Source organism: Staphylococcus sp. HMSC055A09, assembly GCF_001809655.1.
GTDB lineage: Bacteria > Bacillota > Bacilli > Staphylococcales > Staphylococcaceae > Staphylococcus > Staphylococcus capitis.
Map to the genome: position 1 here is coordinate 120,325 of NZ_KV798369.1, position 18,062 is coordinate 138,386.

At 32.1% G+C, this 18,062-nt stretch carries 16 protein-coding genes; 12 read left to right on the forward strand and 4 right to left on the reverse strand.

Annotation, left to right across the window (positions count from 1 at the left end):
- Positions 1-46 precede the first annotated feature (46 nt).
- Entirely contained in the window at positions 47-694 is a 648-nt protein-coding gene (locus HMPREF2642_RS06170; RefSeq protein WP_002433449.1) for a metal-dependent transcriptional regulator, read from the forward strand.
- A gap of 52 nt (positions 695-746) precedes the next feature.
- Here the strand turns inward: HMPREF2642_RS06170 and HMPREF2642_RS06175 are convergent, their stop codons facing one another.
- Positions 747-1,493, reverse strand: coding sequence for a M50 family metallopeptidase (locus HMPREF2642_RS06175; protein ID WP_030059004.1), 747 nt, complete (start codon positions 1,491-1,493; stop codon positions 747-749).
- 228 nt (positions 1,494-1,721) lie between these two features.
- On the opposite strand from HMPREF2642_RS06175, the gene tarA reads away from it, so the two are divergent.
- Positions 1,722-2,483, forward strand: a complete 762-nt coding sequence (gene tarA / locus HMPREF2642_RS06180) for an N-acetylglucosaminyldiphosphoundecaprenol N-acetyl-beta-D-mannosaminyltransferase TarA (protein WP_002433311.1) — start codon at positions 1,722-1,724, stop codon at positions 2,481-2,483.
- 444 nt (positions 2,484-2,927) lie between these two features.
- On the opposite strand, the gene HMPREF2642_RS06185 is transcribed toward tarA, so the two are convergent.
- The 3 genes from HMPREF2642_RS06185 to tagH form a co-directional block, all read right to left on the reverse strand.
- Positions 2,928-3,953 carry an NAD-dependent formate dehydrogenase gene (locus HMPREF2642_RS06185; protein WP_070597729.1) on the reverse strand — a complete coding sequence of 342 codons (1,026 nt, stop codon included), beginning with the start codon at positions 3,951-3,953 and terminating at the stop codon, positions 2,928-2,930.
- A gap of 217 nt (positions 3,954-4,170) precedes the next feature.
- On the reverse strand, positions 4,171-4,530 hold the full coding sequence (locus tag HMPREF2642_RS06190) for a Na-translocating system protein MpsC family protein (protein ID WP_030059007.1): 360 nt from the start codon (positions 4,528-4,530) through the stop codon (positions 4,171-4,173).
- A gap of 204 nt (positions 4,531-4,734) precedes the next feature.
- Positions 4,735-5,529, reverse strand: coding sequence for a teichoic acids export ABC transporter ATP-binding subunit TagH (gene tagH / locus HMPREF2642_RS06195; RefSeq protein WP_002433506.1), 795 nt, complete (start codon positions 5,527-5,529; stop codon positions 4,735-4,737).
- Positions 5,530-5,853: 324 nt separating this feature from the next.
- On the opposite strand from tagH, the gene tagG reads away from it, so the two are divergent.
- The 10 genes from tagG (at position 5,854) to HMPREF2642_RS06245 (ending at position 17,930) form a co-directional block, all read left to right on the forward strand.
- Entirely contained in the window at positions 5,854-6,666 is an 813-nt protein-coding gene (gene tagG / locus HMPREF2642_RS06200) for a teichoic acids export ABC transporter permease subunit TagG (protein WP_030059008.1), read from the forward strand.
- A 170-nt stretch (positions 6,667-6,836) separates the two neighbouring features.
- Complete coding sequence (gene tarB / locus HMPREF2642_RS06205; protein ID WP_030059010.1) at positions 6,837-7,931, forward strand: teichoic acid glycerol-phosphate primase TarB; 1,095 nt, start codon at positions 6,837-6,839, stop codon at positions 7,929-7,931.
- Positions 7,928-8,995, forward strand: coding sequence for a glycosyltransferase family 2 protein (locus tag HMPREF2642_RS06210; RefSeq protein WP_030059012.1), 1,068 nt, complete (start codon positions 7,928-7,930; stop codon positions 8,993-8,995). Before tarB ends, HMPREF2642_RS06210 begins: the two co-directional genes overlap by 4 nt.
- A 125-nt stretch (positions 8,996-9,120) precedes the next feature.
- The gene (gene tagD, locus HMPREF2642_RS06215) at positions 9,121-9,519 is read left to right on the forward strand and encodes a glycerol-3-phosphate cytidylyltransferase (RefSeq protein ID WP_002433252.1); all 399 of its coding nucleotides are present in this window, start codon (positions 9,121-9,123) and stop codon (positions 9,517-9,519) included.
- 355 nt (positions 9,520-9,874) lie between these two features.
- Positions 9,875-11,602 (forward strand): ABC transporter ATP-binding protein, encoded by a 1,728-nt coding sequence (locus HMPREF2642_RS06220; protein WP_002469828.1) that lies wholly within the window; start codon positions 9,875-9,877, stop codon positions 11,600-11,602.
- A gap of 300 nt (positions 11,603-11,902) precedes the next feature.
- Positions 11,903-13,132, forward strand: a complete 1,230-nt coding sequence (locus HMPREF2642_RS06225) for a NupC/NupG family nucleoside CNT transporter (RefSeq protein ID WP_030059164.1) — start codon at positions 11,903-11,905, stop codon at positions 13,130-13,132.
- Positions 13,133-14,005: 873 nt separating this feature from the next.
- The gene (locus HMPREF2642_RS06230; RefSeq protein ID WP_002433225.1) at positions 14,006-14,839 is read left to right on the forward strand and encodes a YitT family protein; all 834 of its coding nucleotides are present in this window, start codon (positions 14,006-14,008) and stop codon (positions 14,837-14,839) included.
- Between the two features lie 248 nt (positions 14,840-15,087).
- Positions 15,088-15,885, forward strand: coding sequence for an ABC transporter ATP-binding protein (locus tag HMPREF2642_RS06235; RefSeq protein WP_002433244.1), 798 nt, complete (start codon positions 15,088-15,090; stop codon positions 15,883-15,885).
- 27 nt (positions 15,886-15,912) lie between these two features.
- Positions 15,913-16,917: a FecCD family ABC transporter permease gene (locus HMPREF2642_RS06240; protein WP_002433120.1), complete on the forward strand. Its 1,005-nt coding sequence runs from the start codon at positions 15,913-15,915 to the stop codon at positions 16,915-16,917.
- On the forward strand, positions 16,914-17,930 hold the full coding sequence (locus HMPREF2642_RS06245; RefSeq protein ID WP_002433416.1) for a FecCD family ABC transporter permease: 1,017 nt from the start codon (positions 16,914-16,916) through the stop codon (positions 17,928-17,930). The genes HMPREF2642_RS06240 and HMPREF2642_RS06245 overlap by 4 nt, the downstream gene beginning before the upstream one ends.
- Positions 17,931-18,062: the final 132 nt, after the last annotated feature.

Sequence of the window (18,062 nt, forward strand, 5' to 3'; positions counted from 1 at the left end):
AAGTGAATTCGTGATACAATAAGGTGAATGCGTGTGAGGTGAAATGATGTTAACTGAAGAAAAAGAGGATTACTTAAAAGCAATTTTAACGAATGACGGCGATGTATCCTTTGTATCTAATAAACAACTATCTCAATTTCTAAATATTAAACCCCCATCTGTCAGTGAAATGATAGGACGCTTGGAAAAGGAAGGTTATGTAGAAACTAAACATTATAAAGGTGCACGTTTAACTAAAGAAGGTTTAGACCGAACACTTGATATTATTAAACGTCATCGTTTACTAGAATTATTTTTAATAGAAATATTGCAATACAATTGGGAAGAGGTGCATCAAGAGGCAGAAATTCTTGAACACCGAATTTCTGATTTGTTTGTGGAACGCTTAGATAAAACGTTAAATTTTCCTAAAACATGTCCTCATGGTGGCGTGATTCCACGTGACCATCATTATAAAGAACTCTATACAACGTCTATCTTAGAATTCGAACCTGGTGACAATGTTATAGTCAGAAGAGTGCGCGATAAGACAGACTTACTTGTATACCTTTCAAGTAAAGATATCTATATAGGCAATACGGTAGAAATCGTTTCGAAAGATGATACTAATAAAGTAATTATTATTAAACGAAATGAAAATGTAACTATTTTAAGTTATGAAAATGCAATGAATATTTTTGCCGAAAAACAATAAAAGCTTAAGTTCTTAATGAGCGTTCTTTGAATCATTAAGAGCTTAAGCTTTTTTATAAAATCGTGTATTTAATGAGTAAATAGATCGTATAGAGGTTGAAGGCAATCCATATCGTACTATAAATGATTGTAGGTACTTTAGTGATATCAGTTAAAGCACTGCCGTCCCAACTTGGCTTAGGTCGTTGGAAGGTAAGATTAAATATTGTCCATGAAGATTGAATAATTTCACCTAGTAAAACGCCTAAAATAAGATGATAACTTAAAGAGACGATGTCATACACCATCATTGTATGGTTATGCTGGACTAAAAAGTATAAGAGTATACTGATTAACAGAATGACAAAAATAGGTGATAGTTTTCGAGAGGTTAATATTAAAAAATAAATAAAAATCAAGAGATATGTGACTAGAAAAATACTTGGATGTTCAAAATGCGCAGCCACTAATCCAATTAAAAACATGATGGGTGGCATTAAGTAACCCCCAATTGTGGTTATGAATTGACCCAAATAACCTTTAGATTGAGTGATAGCATAGCCTTGTTGTAATGTTGTTTGTCTTTCAGTGGGACTTGTAACGATAACTAGATCTTTAGCTCGTCCACCTGCAAGACGATTAAATAATACATGACCAAACTCATGAGTTAAAACTGGTATATAGTTCAAATAGACATCTAGAAATCGAATGATACCGTTATGTCTGTTTTGATGAATAAAGATATATATTATTCCAATGGCAATGATGAGATAAATATTTAAATGAATAACTGTTGTGAAAAAGTTCTCTAGATAGGACATGATTAACCTCGAATAAATAAATTTAAATATGTTCATTTATTTAATATTATAAATGACAAAGCAGGAATTAGCCTTTAGACTTTAGATGTAATTTAAGGATTAAAGATTTCTTGTTTAATTTTGGATGTGGTAAAATAGACGGTACATTTTTAAGCATAGTACTATTAATACTTCTATATTTAATTTTAATTAATAAATGACTACACGAAGTGAAGTGGGGCAAATTTGATGAATAACGAGCAATTTAATAACAGTAAAGTCAACGTGCTGGGCGTAAAATTCAATAATACTACGATGTTGGAAATGATTGAGAATATCAAATCATTTTTCGAAAATAAAACTGAAAGTAATTTATTTATAGTAACGGCTAATCCTGAAATTGTTGTTTATGCAACTGAACATCCTTCGTATATGGATTTAATTAATAGTTCGGATTATGTTGTAGCTGATGGAACTGGAGTGGTTAAAGCATCAAAGCGATTAAATCAACCTCTGAGACGTCGAGTACCAGGGATTGAGTTGCTTGAAGAATGTTTGAAAATAGCTCATGCAAATCATCAGCGTGTGTATTTACTTGGTTCAAAAAATGAAATTATCGAAGCGGCTGAACGTAAATTACACTTAAAATATTCTAATGTGACGTTCGCTTACCATCATGGATATATTAATCTAGAGGATGAAACGGTGGTCAAAAGAATAACTAGTTTTAATCCTGACTACATTTTTGTTGGAATGGGATTCCCGAAACAAGAGGAATGGATTCATAAACATAATTCCAAATTTAATCAAACTGTTATGATGGGCGTAGGTGGCTCATTTGAAGTTTTAAGTGGGGCGAAAAAGCGTGCCCCAAAATTGTTTCAAAAGCTGAATATTGAATGGGTATATCGTTTGCTTATAGATTGGAAGCGTATAGGCAGAATGATGAGTATACCAAAATTTATGATAAAAGTATCTAAGCAAAAAAGAAAAAACAAAACTGATAAATAAGATAAAGCGAGAGATGGTTCAGGGAGGCCACCTCTCGCTTTCTATTTGAACAGGGATAACAATAATTTTAGGGATTTAACAACTCAATTATTTCTCAGGGGAAGGGGTAGAAAATAATTGAGATTATTTAATTTAATTCTGTAATATCAAGGGTAAGAAAAAGCTCTTTCAATGTCTTTTGTAAGCGAACAGGGATCTTACATGGCTGATAACATTTTTGATTTTGGGAAAGGTATAACGTTGATTAACTCGCCATAAGACATCTACTGAAGCTATCAAAGAGTACATGTACGCTATTAAGTCGAGAATGGCGCTTTTCATAGCGAAGTCTCTTTAAGTTATATCATCGTTCATTAAACTATACTTAGGGTTGTCATGATTTAAATAGTTGAGTGATTTGAATAAAGGTTTTTTTAAAATCTAATTAAACGTATTAAAGTGCTATTATTTAGCAGTATAGCTTGAGCTTGAAATTTTTCCGCTTGAAACGATAACATCTTTATCTTGGAAAGGTTCATTATTAAAGAAACGATTTAGAATATCTTTGACACCATCTTCAATACGTTTTTGAGATTCTAAAGTCATACCTGAATAATGAATAGTCATATCATTTCTAGGCATTGTTCTCCAAGGATGGTCAGCTGGTGCTGGTTGTGGGTACCATACGTCGCCGGCATAACCTTGAATTTGACCACTATTAACAGCGTTGACTAATGCTTGAGTGTTGACGATTTTACCACGAGCTGTATTAACTAAATAACTACCTTTTTTCATTTTATTTAATACATCTTCATTAAATAAATTATCAGTAGAAGGTGTTAATGGTGCATGAATCGTAATTGCATCACTTGTTTTCACAAGTTCTTCGAATTCAACGAATCTTGAGTTTTCGTTATCTTTTTGATTGATTGGATCATAGTGTTGGATAGTTACGTTAAATGGTTTTAAGCGTTCAGCAACTAATTGACCAATACGACCGAAACCAAAGATACCGATTGTTTTGTTTTGAAGTTCGCGAGCTTGGTTACCGACTTTAGATAAGTCCCATTCTCCTTCGACTGATTGACGGTGTCCTTCCATAAAGTTACGTAATACAATAAGTAAGTCCATTACGGCATGTTCAGCTACACTTACAGTATTACTACCTGTTACTTCTACTACACCGACATCATTTTTACTTGCTGCATCTAAATCAACATGATCAGAACCAACACCTGCAGTGATTGCTAATTTTAAGTTTGGTGCTTTCTCGATTCTTTCTTTAGTCATATAAGCAGGATAGAATGGTGCACTAATCACAATATCCATATCGCTTAAGTGTTTATCTAAGTCTTCTTCACCATTTTTCAAGATAACTAATTCATGGTCTGAATCTTTTAAGAAATCTCTAAGACCGATGGCTTTATCTGTATTTAATAATTGATTGTCTAAACCTTCTTCAGTTTCTGGGAATAATGCTACAATTTTCATACTCTATACACTCCTAAATTTAGAATTTTATCTAGTAAAAGTTCTAGCTATTCTATGATGAGAGCACTTATAACGTTTATAAAAAAATACTCAGCCTATTTGTCTAAACCACCTCCTTAAATGTATGAATTCTCATAAGCATTTAAAATGTAAGTGGGTTAGCAAACAGCACTGAGTACCTTACACCAATCCCATAGTATTATTACTATATTATTTGTTATTCAATTGATTTATCAAAAACGAAGATTGAAACAACTTCGTCGTCTTCTAAATTAACATCTGTAAAAAGTTTTACGAAATTTGCTCCAACAAGTTCCTCCATTTCAACTGGAGGTTTTTGTTTATATAATTCTTTAATTTCTTCAGTACGTCCATATTTAAGCATACTCTGAAAATCTTTATTTCTCAAATAAAAGTTTTCAACTTTACTTAAACTACCTGTCATATGACAAATTGCCCAGTTATCTTTAAAAAAGACTTTAACTTGTTCGGGGCCTTTACCAATATATGATTTACGGTAAGAACGTACTAAATTCGCAAATTGTTGGGTTTTCTTATTAGCTACTATCTCTTTCACCCTCTTTAATTTACGTTTCAGTTGTGACAACTTTGTGTATCTCTTAATTCCATCATAATACTACTTCTACTTTTTGAAAAGGGTTAAGCTCAAATTAATTGAAAATAATTATCATATGAGAGTTGCAATGTTTTAAATCTTTAATTTAAAAGCACATAAAAACTGTCAACAACGTTTATTGTGACAGTTTAGTATGATATTTGCTTATTTAATAACAAAACGTGATTCATCTAATTCGCTTCTAAAGGCTTTTTGTTGTGCTTTAGATTTCTTCTTGAAGTCCTTTAAGAATTCTTCGTATTTTGGTAATACATCATCAAGTTCACCAAATTCTTTTAATTTGCCACCTTCAATCCAAGCAATTTTTGTACAGAATTCTCTGACTTGGCGGAGATTATGGCTAACAAAGAAAATAGTTTTTTTCGCTTCTTTAAATTCATAAATTTTATCTAAACATTTTTGAGTAAATGTTTGATCTCCTACAGAAAGCGCTTCGTCAATAACCAAAATGTCTGGATTAACAGTTACATTAATTGAAAATCCTAATTTAGCACGCATACCACTGGAATATTTTTTCACTGGTTGATAGATGAATTCACCTAATTCACTAAAATCAATGATTTTAGGCATTAACTCTTTGATTTCTTTACGTTTAAACCCCATACACAACATTTTAAATTCAATGTTTTCTACTCCTGTTAGTTGACCGTTTAAACCTGCATTAATTGCAATTACACTGACATCACCATGTCGTTCAATTTCTCCAGAGGAAGGGGAAAGTGAGCCGCCTATCATGTTACTTAAGGTAGACTTTCCGGAACCGTTAATTCCTACTAGACCTATGACGTCGCCTTCATGTGCTGTAAGTGAAACACCATCTAAAGCGAAAAATGTTTTATTTTTATTTTTAGGGATTAAAGCATCTTTAATTCGATCTTTATTATTTCTATATATACGGTATTCTTTAGTTACATTTTCAATATTTACCGAAACGCTCATTTTAGTACCTTCCTTATATACATTTATATAGATTATAATATACAACACATCAGTTGTTAAATTTATTAACCTAGTGTAAAGTGAATAGAAGATTTTGTTAAAATTATTAAATGTGAAAATACTATCTTTGTCATACTTCACATAAAAGTTAAATATTATCATTACTGTTTTTAACGATAATGATTGTATAATATAATATGCTTGTAATAAACAATAAGCTATTATTCAGAATAAAGTGATTACAAAATATAAGTTTAAAAGACTATTTAATAAAGTTTTACAATAGATAGATTTCTATTGCATGAGAAAGCGTGGTTGGGTTTAATGTCAGCAGTTGGAACTGTTTTAAAGGAACACCTCAAAAACTTCTATTTAATTCAAAGACTGGCACAATTTCAAATTAAAATCTCAAATCACAGTAACTATTTAGGAATGGCATGGGAAATTTTAAACCCAGCGCTACAAATTATGGTTTACTGGCTAGTTTTTGGTTTAGGAATTAGAAGTAATGCACCAATACATGGTATCCCATTTGTATTTTGGTTGCTAGTGGGAATTAGTATGTGGTTTTTCATTAACCAAGGTGTTCTTGAAGGTACCAAATCAATTTCACAAAAATTTAATCAAGTTGCTAAAATGAATTTTCCATTATCTATTATTCCCACGTACATTGTAACTAGCAGATTTTACGGTCATTTAGGATTGTTAGCAATTATTATCATCGCATGTATGTTTAAAGGAATTATACCGAGTATTCATATTGTTCAATTATTAATTTATGTACCTTTTGCATTTTTATTAACTTCATCCGTAGCCTTGTTAACGTCAACGCTAGGAATACTTGTAAGGGATACACAAATGATAATGCAAGCGCTCATGAGAATATTATTCTATATGTCTCCAATTTTATGGGTACCTAAAAATCATGGTGTGAGTGGTGTTATACATCAAATTATGATGTTCAACCCAGTTTATTTTATTGCCGAATCATATCGTGCGGCAATTTTATTCCATCAATGGTACTTTATCGATCATTGGAAATTGATGTTATATAACATTTGTATTATTATTTTGTTCTTTGTTATTGGCTCTATTCTTCATAAACGTTATAGAGATCATTTTGCAGATTTCTTATAAAGATTTATACATTGCCTTGGTCCACTCTGGATCAAGGTTTTATTTTTGAAAAATAAAATCACACACTACAACTTTTTAATGAGCATTAAAGATACTATTATCATTTTCTAAGGAAGAAAGAATCGTTTATAATTTAATAATACGATTGAGTAAATAAAGACGGTGAAAACATGAGAATTCTAATAAAAAAAATATATATGTTTATAATTAAGGTGTTAAATTATCTATTTAAAACTAAGAAAATAAACCGAAATCATATAGTAGTTATGATGACCTTTAAACAAGATGTGTTTCCAATAATTGAAGCATTAAGTCAACAGAAGTACGATATTACAGTTATTGGAAAAATGAAGGATCAAGCGCATTTAAAAAACTTGAAAAATATAACATTCATACCTGCAGGAAATAAAAATGTGATTAGCCATATTAAGGCATTAAGCTCAGCTAAAGTCATTATTATTGACACGTATTATCTTATGATGGGCGGATATCATAAAAAGAAAGGACAAGCTGTCATTCAAACTTGGCATGCAGCGGGAGCGCTCAAAGATTTCGGTTTGACCGACCATCAGGTGGACGTGAATAATCAAACAATGGTTAAACAATATAAGCGTGTTTACGATGCAACAGACTATTATTTAATAGGTGGAGAAGAGATGGCTCAGTGCTTTAAGGAATCATTTGAAGCACGTCCTGATCAAATGTTAAAGTTTGGACTTCCTAGATTAGTAAAATATTTAAATATTGATATAGAAGAAGCACAACGTAGTTTGAAAGCGAAGTATCATATTAAAGATAAATTAGCGGTATATGTGCCTACGTATAGGGAATCTAAAATTGCAAATAGGACTATAAATAAAGAGAAGTTTGAACAAAACCTACCTAATTATACGTTATTAAGCCATTTGCACCCTTCGATTAGAGATCGACAATCATCACAAGATATCGATATATCTTCTTTAATGATTATGGCAGACGTCATTATTAGTGATTATAGTTCGCTACCAATTGAAGCAAGTTTGCTCAATAAACCTACCTTATTCTATAACTATGATGAGAAAGAATATGAAAATGTTAGAGGATTGAATTCATTTTATTATGAGATTCCAAATGACTATAAATTTACTGATGAAAATAGTTTAATTCAAGCACTTAAAGAGAATGATGTACCACTACAATCATTATTTAATACTTGGCATCGATATAATACGAAAGAAAGTTTAAACGAGTTAGTCAATTTTATAAATAAGTTGGTGAAATTATGAAATTAGCAATAATTATTCCAGTATATAATGCTGAAGATACTATCAAACGAGCAATCCTTTCTGTGGATAGTAAGTCAGATTATGAAATTATCTGCGTAAATGATGGTTCGACCGATAATACAAAACGCGTGCTTACAGAACTTCAGAAAGAGCATAAAAATATTAAAGTGATTAATCAAGATAATCAAGGTGCAGCACGTAGTAGAAACGTTGGATTAGAGGCAATGTCAGATGACGTTGAAGGATTTCTATTTTTAGATGCTGATGACGAGTTCTTACCTAGTAGAATTGATTTAATGGTTGAAGCATTTCAAAAAAATGAAGAAACTGATGTAGTTATAGGACAAATGGGCAGAGGTATCAATGGTGATTGGAAAGTGATTCCGACACATGATGATATTGTATTGGATGAGTTAGTCACGCTTGATCGCAAGCCTGAAATTTTACAGTCGATAGGTCCTGGCGCTAAATTATTTAGTGCCAAATATGCAGGATTACGTTTTGATGAGGATGTCGTATTCTGTGAAGAACACACGTTTATTGTGAGAGCATTTTCTAAAGCAAGAGATATTCAACTTATACCAAATATTGTTTATGTATATAATGAAAGAGAAGGGTCAGTTACAGCTCAACGTGCTGATACATTTCTCCCTTATATGAAGGACGCTTTAAAAGTGCGTCGACGTGTCATGGAGTTATTGTTACTCATTGAGGAAAAGACATATTACAGTTATCGGATGGATAATCTTATCGTAAGTTATTTAATACAAGCGCATTTAATGAAGAATAGTCAAATGACTCAATCGTTCATGGATAGTGTTACAACTTATATGAAAGCTATGCAACATACCCATTACTCAGGGAATGCAATGTTTAGAATTGTAAGAGCTGTTGAGCAAAGTGCAACAAATTGGACGAAAACGTTATATCAACAATGGAGAAAGACATTACAAGGTGTTGGTATAGGTCGACCTGGTTATTTACGTTTTAAAGTTTCAGTACTTCCTAGACGTGCATCATTTTCAGGGAAGCAATCATTAAAACGCATGTTAAATAAGAAATAATGCAATAAGAAAATTTGTATAAAATTATCCTTATCTTATATTGAATTAATGGTAAGGGTGAAATATTTATGCTACATTAAGATTGTAAATTTTTATTAAATTTTAAGTTAAGGAGAATACGTATCATGAAACGAGTAATTACTTATGGTACATATGATTTACTACATTATGGTCATATCGAATTACTGAGAAGAGCACGTGAAATGGGCGATTATCTTATCGTGGCGCTCTCTACAGATGAATTCAACCAAATAAAAAATAAAAAGTCGTACTATGATTATGAGCAACGTAAAATGATGTTAGAGTCTATTCGTTATGTAGATTTAGTAATCCCTGAAGAAGGATGGGGCCAAAAAGAAAAAGATGTTGATCGTTTTGAAGTTGATGTCTTTGTTATGGGTCACGATTGGGAAGGCGAATTTGATTTCTTGAAAGATAAATGCGAAGTGATTTATCTAAATCGTACAGAAGGTATCTCAACAACTAAGATTAAACAAGAATTATATGGAAAAGATGCTAAATAACTTTAAAACTATTTACATGCGTGTTACTAAGAGTAGCACGCATATTTTTTGTATAAGAATTAAATGATTATTGCGTAAAATTATAGGCGTGGACCTTCGTCAGTTGAACTAAAAGGTGTTATAATACTTAATGCGAAGTACAAAGTTATAATGAACGTAAATAGCTTAAGATAAAGGGAATTTTTAAGAATTATTTTACAGGACTTGTTAATCTTTTTTATTTATTATATTTAATAATGTAAAATCATTTTTGTAATTTAAAAGATTGTAAAGTGTATTATTATTTGGGGTAGAAATGGATTTATAGTATGATTGAGCAAAATGAAAATATGACAATTTAAGACGAGGTAAAATTATGAAACAACAAAACCCTTTATTTTTCTTATTTAAGAGGCTTTCATGGCCATATGGGTTAATCATTGCAGCGGTTATTATTACTTCGTTAGGAAGTTTGAGTGGGCTATTAGTGCCATTATTTACAGGACGAATTGTAGATAAATTCTCTGTAAGTAGTATTAATTGGGGCATGATAGGAATTTTTGGCGCAATTTTCTTAGTTAACGCGTTACTAAGTGGTGTAGGACTTTATTTACTTAGTAAAATTGGTGAGAAAATTATTTATGCCATTCGTTCTATATTATGGGAACATATCATCCAATTAAAAATGCCGTTCTTTGATAAAAACGAAAGTGGTCAGTTAATGAGTCGTCTTACTGATGACACAAAGGTTATTAATGAATTTATATCTCAAAAATTGCCTAATTTATTACCATCAGTATTAACTTTAATAGGTTCTTTAATAATGTTATTTATAATGGATTGGAAATTAACATTACTTACATTTATTACGATACCTATATTTGTTTTTATCATGATTCCACTAGGTCGAGTAATGCAAAAGATTTCTACAAATACGCAATCTGAAATCGCTAATTTTAGTGGTTTACTCGGTCGTGTGCTTACGGAAATGAGATTGGTTAAGGTTTCTAATACTGAAAGATTAGAGCTAGACAATGCACATGTTAATTTGAAAAAGATTTACAATCTTGGCTTAAAGCAGGCTAAAATTTCAGCCATTGTGCAACCAATTTCAGGTGTAGTTATGTTACTTACAATTGCGATTATTTTAGGCTTCGGTGCCCTAGAAATTGGTACAGGTGCTATTACGCCAGGTACATTAATCGCTATGATTTTCTATGTTATTCAACTTTCAATGCCTTTAATTAATTTATCTACGTTGGTTACTGATTATAAAAGAGCTGTCGGTGCAAGTCAGCGTATACATGAAATTATGCAAGAACCAATTGAACCAACTGAAGCTTTATCTGAATCTAAAGATGAAATCGTTGAAGATGGAGAGCTAAGCTTTGAAAATGTGGATTTTAAATATGATGTTAAGAAAATCTTGAACGATGTTACGTTTAATATACCTCAAGGCAAAGTAAGTGCCTTTGTGGGACCTTCAGGTTCAGGTAAAAGTACAATTTTCAATTTAATTGAACGTATGTATGATATTGAAAATGGAGACATTAAATATAATCATCGCAGTATATATGATATCCCATTGTCTAAATGGCGTAATAAGATTGGTTACGTTATGCAATCTAACTCAATGATGAGTGGTTCAATTCGAGATAACATATTATATGGTATCAATAGGAAAGTAACAGATGATGAATTAATTGAATATGCTAAACTTGCGAATTGTCATGAATTCATCATGCAATTTGATGAAGGCTATGACACTATGGTTGGTGAAAGAGGCCTTAAATTATCTGGTGGTCAACGTCAACGTATTGATATTGCGAGAAGCTTTGTTAAGAACCCAGATATTTTACTATTAGATGAGGCTACTGCCAATTTAGATAGTGAAAGTGAAGTTAAAATTCAAGAAGCGCTTGAGACATTAATGGAAGGTAGAACAACAGTAGTCATCGCTCATCGACTTTCCACTATTAAGAAAGCAGGACAAATTATCTTTATTGATAAAGGTCAAGTCACTGGTAAAGGTACTCATGGTGAATTAATGGCATCTCATGAAAAATATAAAAACTTTGTCACATCTCAAAAATTATCAGACTAAGTTATAGCACGTTCCACTATAATGTGGGGCGTGTTTTTTAATCTCCTCCTAAATATTGTGAGATATTCGTAAAACCATTATTTTAACCTAAATTTACAAGTGGTATAATGTCTCTTGTAAGAAGTGGAACGTTAGATATACATAATGTTATAAAGTACGGGTTATGACCGGATTTAAATGATTTAAATGATATAAAGTTCAAATCTAGAAGCCCTTCTTGTAGAGTTTTGTAGTCTTACTACTATTTATATTGGATGTTTAATTATTTTTTATGAAAATACATGAATAGGTAGGTGCCAAATGTTTTTACTAATTAATATCATTGGGTTAATCGTATTTTTGGGTATAGCGGTTATATTTTCAAGGAATCGTAAAAATATTCAATGGAAATCGATACTGATTTTAGTCATCTTGAATTTGTTTTTAGCATGGTTCTTTATTTATTTTCCATGGGGAAGAAATGGAGTCAAAGGTGCGGCAAATGGGATAGCATGGGTGATAGAATCTGCGCACAAAGGAACTGGATTCGCGTTTGCTAGTTTCACTACTGGAAAGCAGATGGATATGGCTATTAGCGCGTTATTTCCTATCTTATTAGTTGTACCGTTATTTGATATTTTGATGTACTTTAATATACTTCCAAAAATTATTGGAAGTATTGGATGGTTACTTGCTAAGATTACTCGTCAACCAAAATTTGAATCATTCTTTGGTGTGGAAATGATGTTCTTAGGAAATACTGAAGCCTTAGCTGTTTCCAATGAACAACTGAAACGTATGAATGAAATGCGTGTATTAACTTTGGCTATGATGTCGATGAGTTCCGTTTCAGGGGCTATTGTTGGTGCTTATGTTCAAATGATACCTGGCGAGCTCGTTTTGACAGCTATTCCTCTAAACATAATTAACGCGATTATCGTGTCATCTATACTGAATCCAGTATCTGTTGAGGAAAAAGAAGACGTTATTTATAGCATTAAAGATCATCAAGAAGAGCGCCAACCATTCTTCTCTTTCTTAGGAGATTCAGTTTTAGCAGCTGGTAAGCTAGTGCTTATTATCATCGCATTTGTGATTAGTTTCGTAGCGTTAGCTGATTTAATTGATCGCTTTATTCATCTAATCACTGGGTTAATTGCCCATGGTTTTGGTTGGAAAGGTAGCTTTGGATTAAATCAAATTTTAGGTGTATTTATGTATCCATTCGCTTTATTACTTGGATTGCCTTGGAATGAAGCGTGGGAAGTTGCTCAACAAATGGCTAAAAAAATTGTTACTAACGAATTTGTAGTAATGGGTGAAGTTTCTAAGCAAGTCAATTCACTTTCACCACACCATAGAGCAGTGATTTCAACATTCTTAGTATCATTTGCTAACTTCTCAACTATAGGTATGATTGTAGGTACATTAAAAGGAATTGTTGATAAGAAAACATCAGATTTTGTATCCAAATACGTACCAATGATGTTATTGGCAGGTATTTTAGTATCATTACTAACTGCAGCATTTGTTGGATTATTTGCATGGTAATTAAATTTAAGAATTTAATTATTCTAAGCGTCTGGGACATGATTCCCTAAAAGAGTAGCAGTAAAATGATTTCTAATTAAAATCATTTTACTGCTACTTTTATATTCATTACTTCGTATAGTATGGTTTCGTGTCGCAGTGTGTCCGTCTCAATCTAGGTTTAGGACTGGGACTGCTCCTTCAGGAATCTCGTCAAAGATACTACATATTACCATGTAATTTCACATCGATATACTTTAAAATATAAGGCACTTTCCTATCATTGAATAAACTTCACTAAACTGAATTACCGAGATGCCTTATGAATAAAAAACTATAATAAGACTCAATTTACACGATTAATAAAAACTTCAGTTCTTATCTCCCTAAAAAATATTTCGCAACATGTTAGAGAAATTGTTGGAACAATCCTTTTTATTATTTAATAGGAGGCTGAAAAGCTCTTTGAAATGATAAAAACCAAGTATAGAAAGTGAGGAGACACTTCTTATACTTGGCTTTTATGGGAAATGAATATTAATGTACTTGTAACGGTAAGGACTAGGTACTGTCACAGTACTTCGAGCAAAATTTGTTTTGTTACTATAAACAACACAAAGGAGATAACTTCTCTTTCAAGAAGTTAAAATAATTATAGCAGAACTTATGTCATAAGTAAATTAAAAATTCAGAATATTTTAATTTGTTCGTCGATTGGTGTTTTATGAATAAGCAAATGCTAGTTGAGAAAGAAATAACAGTAAAAATATAATTTTTTACATTATTTAATCAATGACTTTGTTAAATATAAAAGATTTTGTTGAAGTAGTGTTGTAGAATATTACACGCTTGTGCTACCATTTTTATATTAAGAGAAAATAAAGGGGTGGTTGAATGAAAAGAACAATCAGAGATATATTATTAGTTATTGCTGGTTCATTCATTTTCTCAGCAGGAGTTAATGCTTTTATTATTTCTGGTAACTTAGGTGAGGGAGGAGTTACCGGTATAGCAATTGTATTATATTACGCATTTCATTTATCACCTGCAATTACAAACTTTGTGGTTAATGCTGTATTAATCATCATTGGCTATAAGTTTTTAAGTAAACGTAGTATGTATTTAACAGTTGTAGCAACTATTTTAATGTCTATCTTTTTAGATCTAACTGAGTCATGGCACGTGCATACAGGTAATGTGATTGTTAACGCAGTTTTTGGTGGTACGTGTGTCGGTGTGGGTATCGGAGTCATAGTATTAGCTGGAGGTACAACTGCTGGTACTGTCATATTAGCTAGAATCGTAAATAAATATTTAGATATCAGTACTCCATATGCTTTGCTTTTCTTCGATTTACTTGTGGTATTAATTTCTTTAACTCAAATTTCATTAGATAAGGCTTTAGTAACTATTATTTCTTTATATATAGGTACTAAAGTCATGGAATATGTGATCGAGGGTTTAAATACAAAGAAAGCAATGACTATTATTTCGAGTACGCCCGATGAGGTAGCTAAAGCCATTGATGAACAAGTTGGTAGAGGTTTAACAATACTCAATGGTCATGGGTATTATACACGTGAAGAAAAAGACGTGTTATATGTAGTTATCTCTAAAACTCAGGTCTCACGTGCTAAACGTATTATTAGAAATATTGATGAAAAAGCATTTTTAGTTATTCATGATGTAAGAGATGTGTATGGTAATGGTTTCTTACTAGATGAATAATATTAAATTATTTAGTGAAAAAGCGGGACAGAAAGATTTTCTGTCCCGCTTTTCGTCGTTACTTTTCAAATTAAATGATTTAACCGATTAATAAAAATATCTGTTAGTCATTAAAAGCTATAGATGTTATAATAATATCTATGATAATGATTATCAATTACGATTAATAATGAAATAATAAACACGAAAAAATAAATTCAATGTTTTTACGATATAAAATGTATTATTTAGATGAAAGTAGGGGAATTATGAGTCGTTTAAACGGTGAACAAGTTAAAATTGGTTACGGTGATACTACGATTATTAATAATTTAGACGTAGAGGTCCCAGATGGTAAAGTGACTTCTATAATTGGACCTAATGGTTGTGGCAAATCTACATTGCTTAAAGCGTTATCACGCTTGTTGTCTATTAAAGAAGGTGCAATTCATTTAGATGGTAAAAGTATCCATGCTCAATCAACTAAAGAAATTGCTAAGAAGATTGCGATACTTCCTCAATCACCTGAAGTTGCTGACGGTTTAACGGTAGGTGAACTCGTATCATATGGACGTTTTCCGCATCAGAAGGGCTTTGGCCGTTTAACAGCAGAAGATAAAAAAGAAATTGATTGGGCATTATCAGTTACTGGTACTAGTGAATTCCGTCATCGTTCAATCAATGATTTAAGTGGTGGACAAAGACAGCGTGTTTGGATTGCAATGGCATTAGCACAACGTACGGATATTATATTCTTAGATGAACCTACAACTTATTTAGATATTTGTCATCAATTAGAAATACTAGAACTTGTACAGAAATTAAATAAAGAACAAGGTTGTACGATTGTAATGGTATTGCATGATATTAACCAAGCTATTCGCTTCTCGGATCATTTAATTGCTATGAAAGATGGCAATATTGTAGCAAATGGTACAACTCAAGAAGTACTTACTAAAGATAATTTAGAAAAAGTATTCAATATAGATGTGGTATTAGATGAAGATCCTCGTACTGGTAAACCTCTACTTGTTACTTATGATTTGTTTAGTAAGACTTACTCGTAAAAGAGAAGACAAAGGATTAAAAATACAATGTTAGAAAAAAAGAAAAATGAAAACTTTAAGTTTATATCGCTTTTAATAGGTGGAGTAATAGTGCTAATACTAGCACTATTTCTTTCTATTTTATTTGGGAAAGCACATGTTGATATTCCTACCATATTTGATGCAATTTTCAATTATAATCCTAAAAATCAAAATCATAATATCATAAGTGAAATTAGAATACCTAGAGATTTAGGTGCAATTCTTGTAGGGATGGCTTTAGCTGTAGCTGGTGCTGTTATTCAAGGTGTAACTAAGAATGGGCTTGCTGATCCAAGTTTAATTGGACTAAACTCAGGTGCAACGTTTGGTTTGGCAATGACCTATGCTTTTTATCCTGAGGCACCATTTTTATTATTAATGATATCTGGATTTTTAGGTGCACTTTTAGGTGGCTTCATCGTGTTAATGATTGGGCGGTCTAGGCGTGATGGATTTAATCCTATGCGTATTATCTTAGCTGGTGCAGCTATAAGTGCGTTATTAACTGCACTAAGTCAAGGTGTCGCTCTTATATTTAGGTTAAATCAATCTCTAACTTTTTGGAGTGCTGGGGGAATATCAGGTACAACATGGGGACAACTTATATGGAGTGGCCCAATAATTATCGTTACGCTAATTATTATTTTAGTTATTAGCAAGCAACTTACTATTTTGAATTTAGGTGAATCACTTGCTAAGGGATTAGGCCAAAATGTCTCTATGATTCGCGGACTAAGCTTAGTTTTATCAATGATACTCGCTGGCGTTGCTGTGGCAATGGTTGGACAAATTGCTTTTGTAGGCTTAATGGTACCTCACATTGTTCGCTTTATTATAGGTACAGATTATTCAAAAGTGCTCCCACTGACTGCAATATTTGGTGGTGTATTAGTATTAGTTGCTGACATGATTGCAAGACTACTAGGCGAAGCCCCGGTAGGAGCAATTATTTCGTTTATTGGCGTACCTTACTTTTTATACCTTGTTAAAAAAGGAGGACGTTCAATATGATTGATCCGAATTTAAGACGTAAACAAATCATTACTTTTATCGTATTTGCCATATTACTATTTGCAGCATGTACTTGGAGTATTGCTTCAGGGGAATATAAAATACCTGTGCCAAATTTCTTTAAAACTCTAATTGGTCAGGGTGATGATACGGACTCGCTTATTTTAATAGATTTCCGACTTCCTCGCATGTTGATTACAATTTTAGCAGGTGCAGCGCTAAGTATGAGTGGTGCCGTTGTTCAAAGTGTTACTAAAAATCCTATAGCAGAACCTGGTATTTTAGGAATTAATGCAGGCGGGGGCTTTGCGATAGCATTATTTGTAACAATTGGACAAGTTAAACCAGATAATTTCGTTTATGTTTTACCTATAATTAGTTTAGTTGGTGGTGTCGCTACAGCATTAGTTATATTTATTTTTAGTGTAAATAAATATAGTGGGTTAACCCCTGCCAGCATGGTATTAATAGGTGTAGGTATGCAAACGGCATTATATGGAGGCTCTATTACCCTGATGTCAAAGTTTGATGAAGATCAATCAGAATTCATGGCAACTTGGTTTGCTGGTAATATTTGGGGAGATGATTGGACATTTGTTCTTGCATTTATTCCTTGGATCATGGTTATCGTGCCATATCTGTTATTTAAATCAAATGAATTAAATATTATTAATACACATGAACATGTTGCTAAGGGTTTAGGCGTTAAAGTTGAACGTGAGAGAATAGTGTTATTTTTTGTAGCAGTTATTTTATCTTCAGTCGCTGTTGCGGTTGCTGGTGCAATTTCATTTATTGGTTTGATGGGGCCACATATAGCCAAACGTATAGTGGGTCCTAGACATCAACTTTTTTTACCAATTGCCATATTAGTTGGTGCATTTTTACTTGTTTTTTCCGATACTTTAGGAAAGGTTATTCTCCAACCGTCTGGCGTTCCTGCAGGTATAGTAGTTGCTATTATAGGGGCACCCTACTTCTTATACCTAATGTATAGAACAAAAAGTGTATAGATTAGTTAAGTGATAGGTAAAATATTAAATTTGAATATCGAGCGTATTTATATTTCTTAAAATAATGCATAATATAAAGCTTTTAAATGGATGGATTTTAGAGTGAACATTCATTTAAAGGCTTTTTTTAAT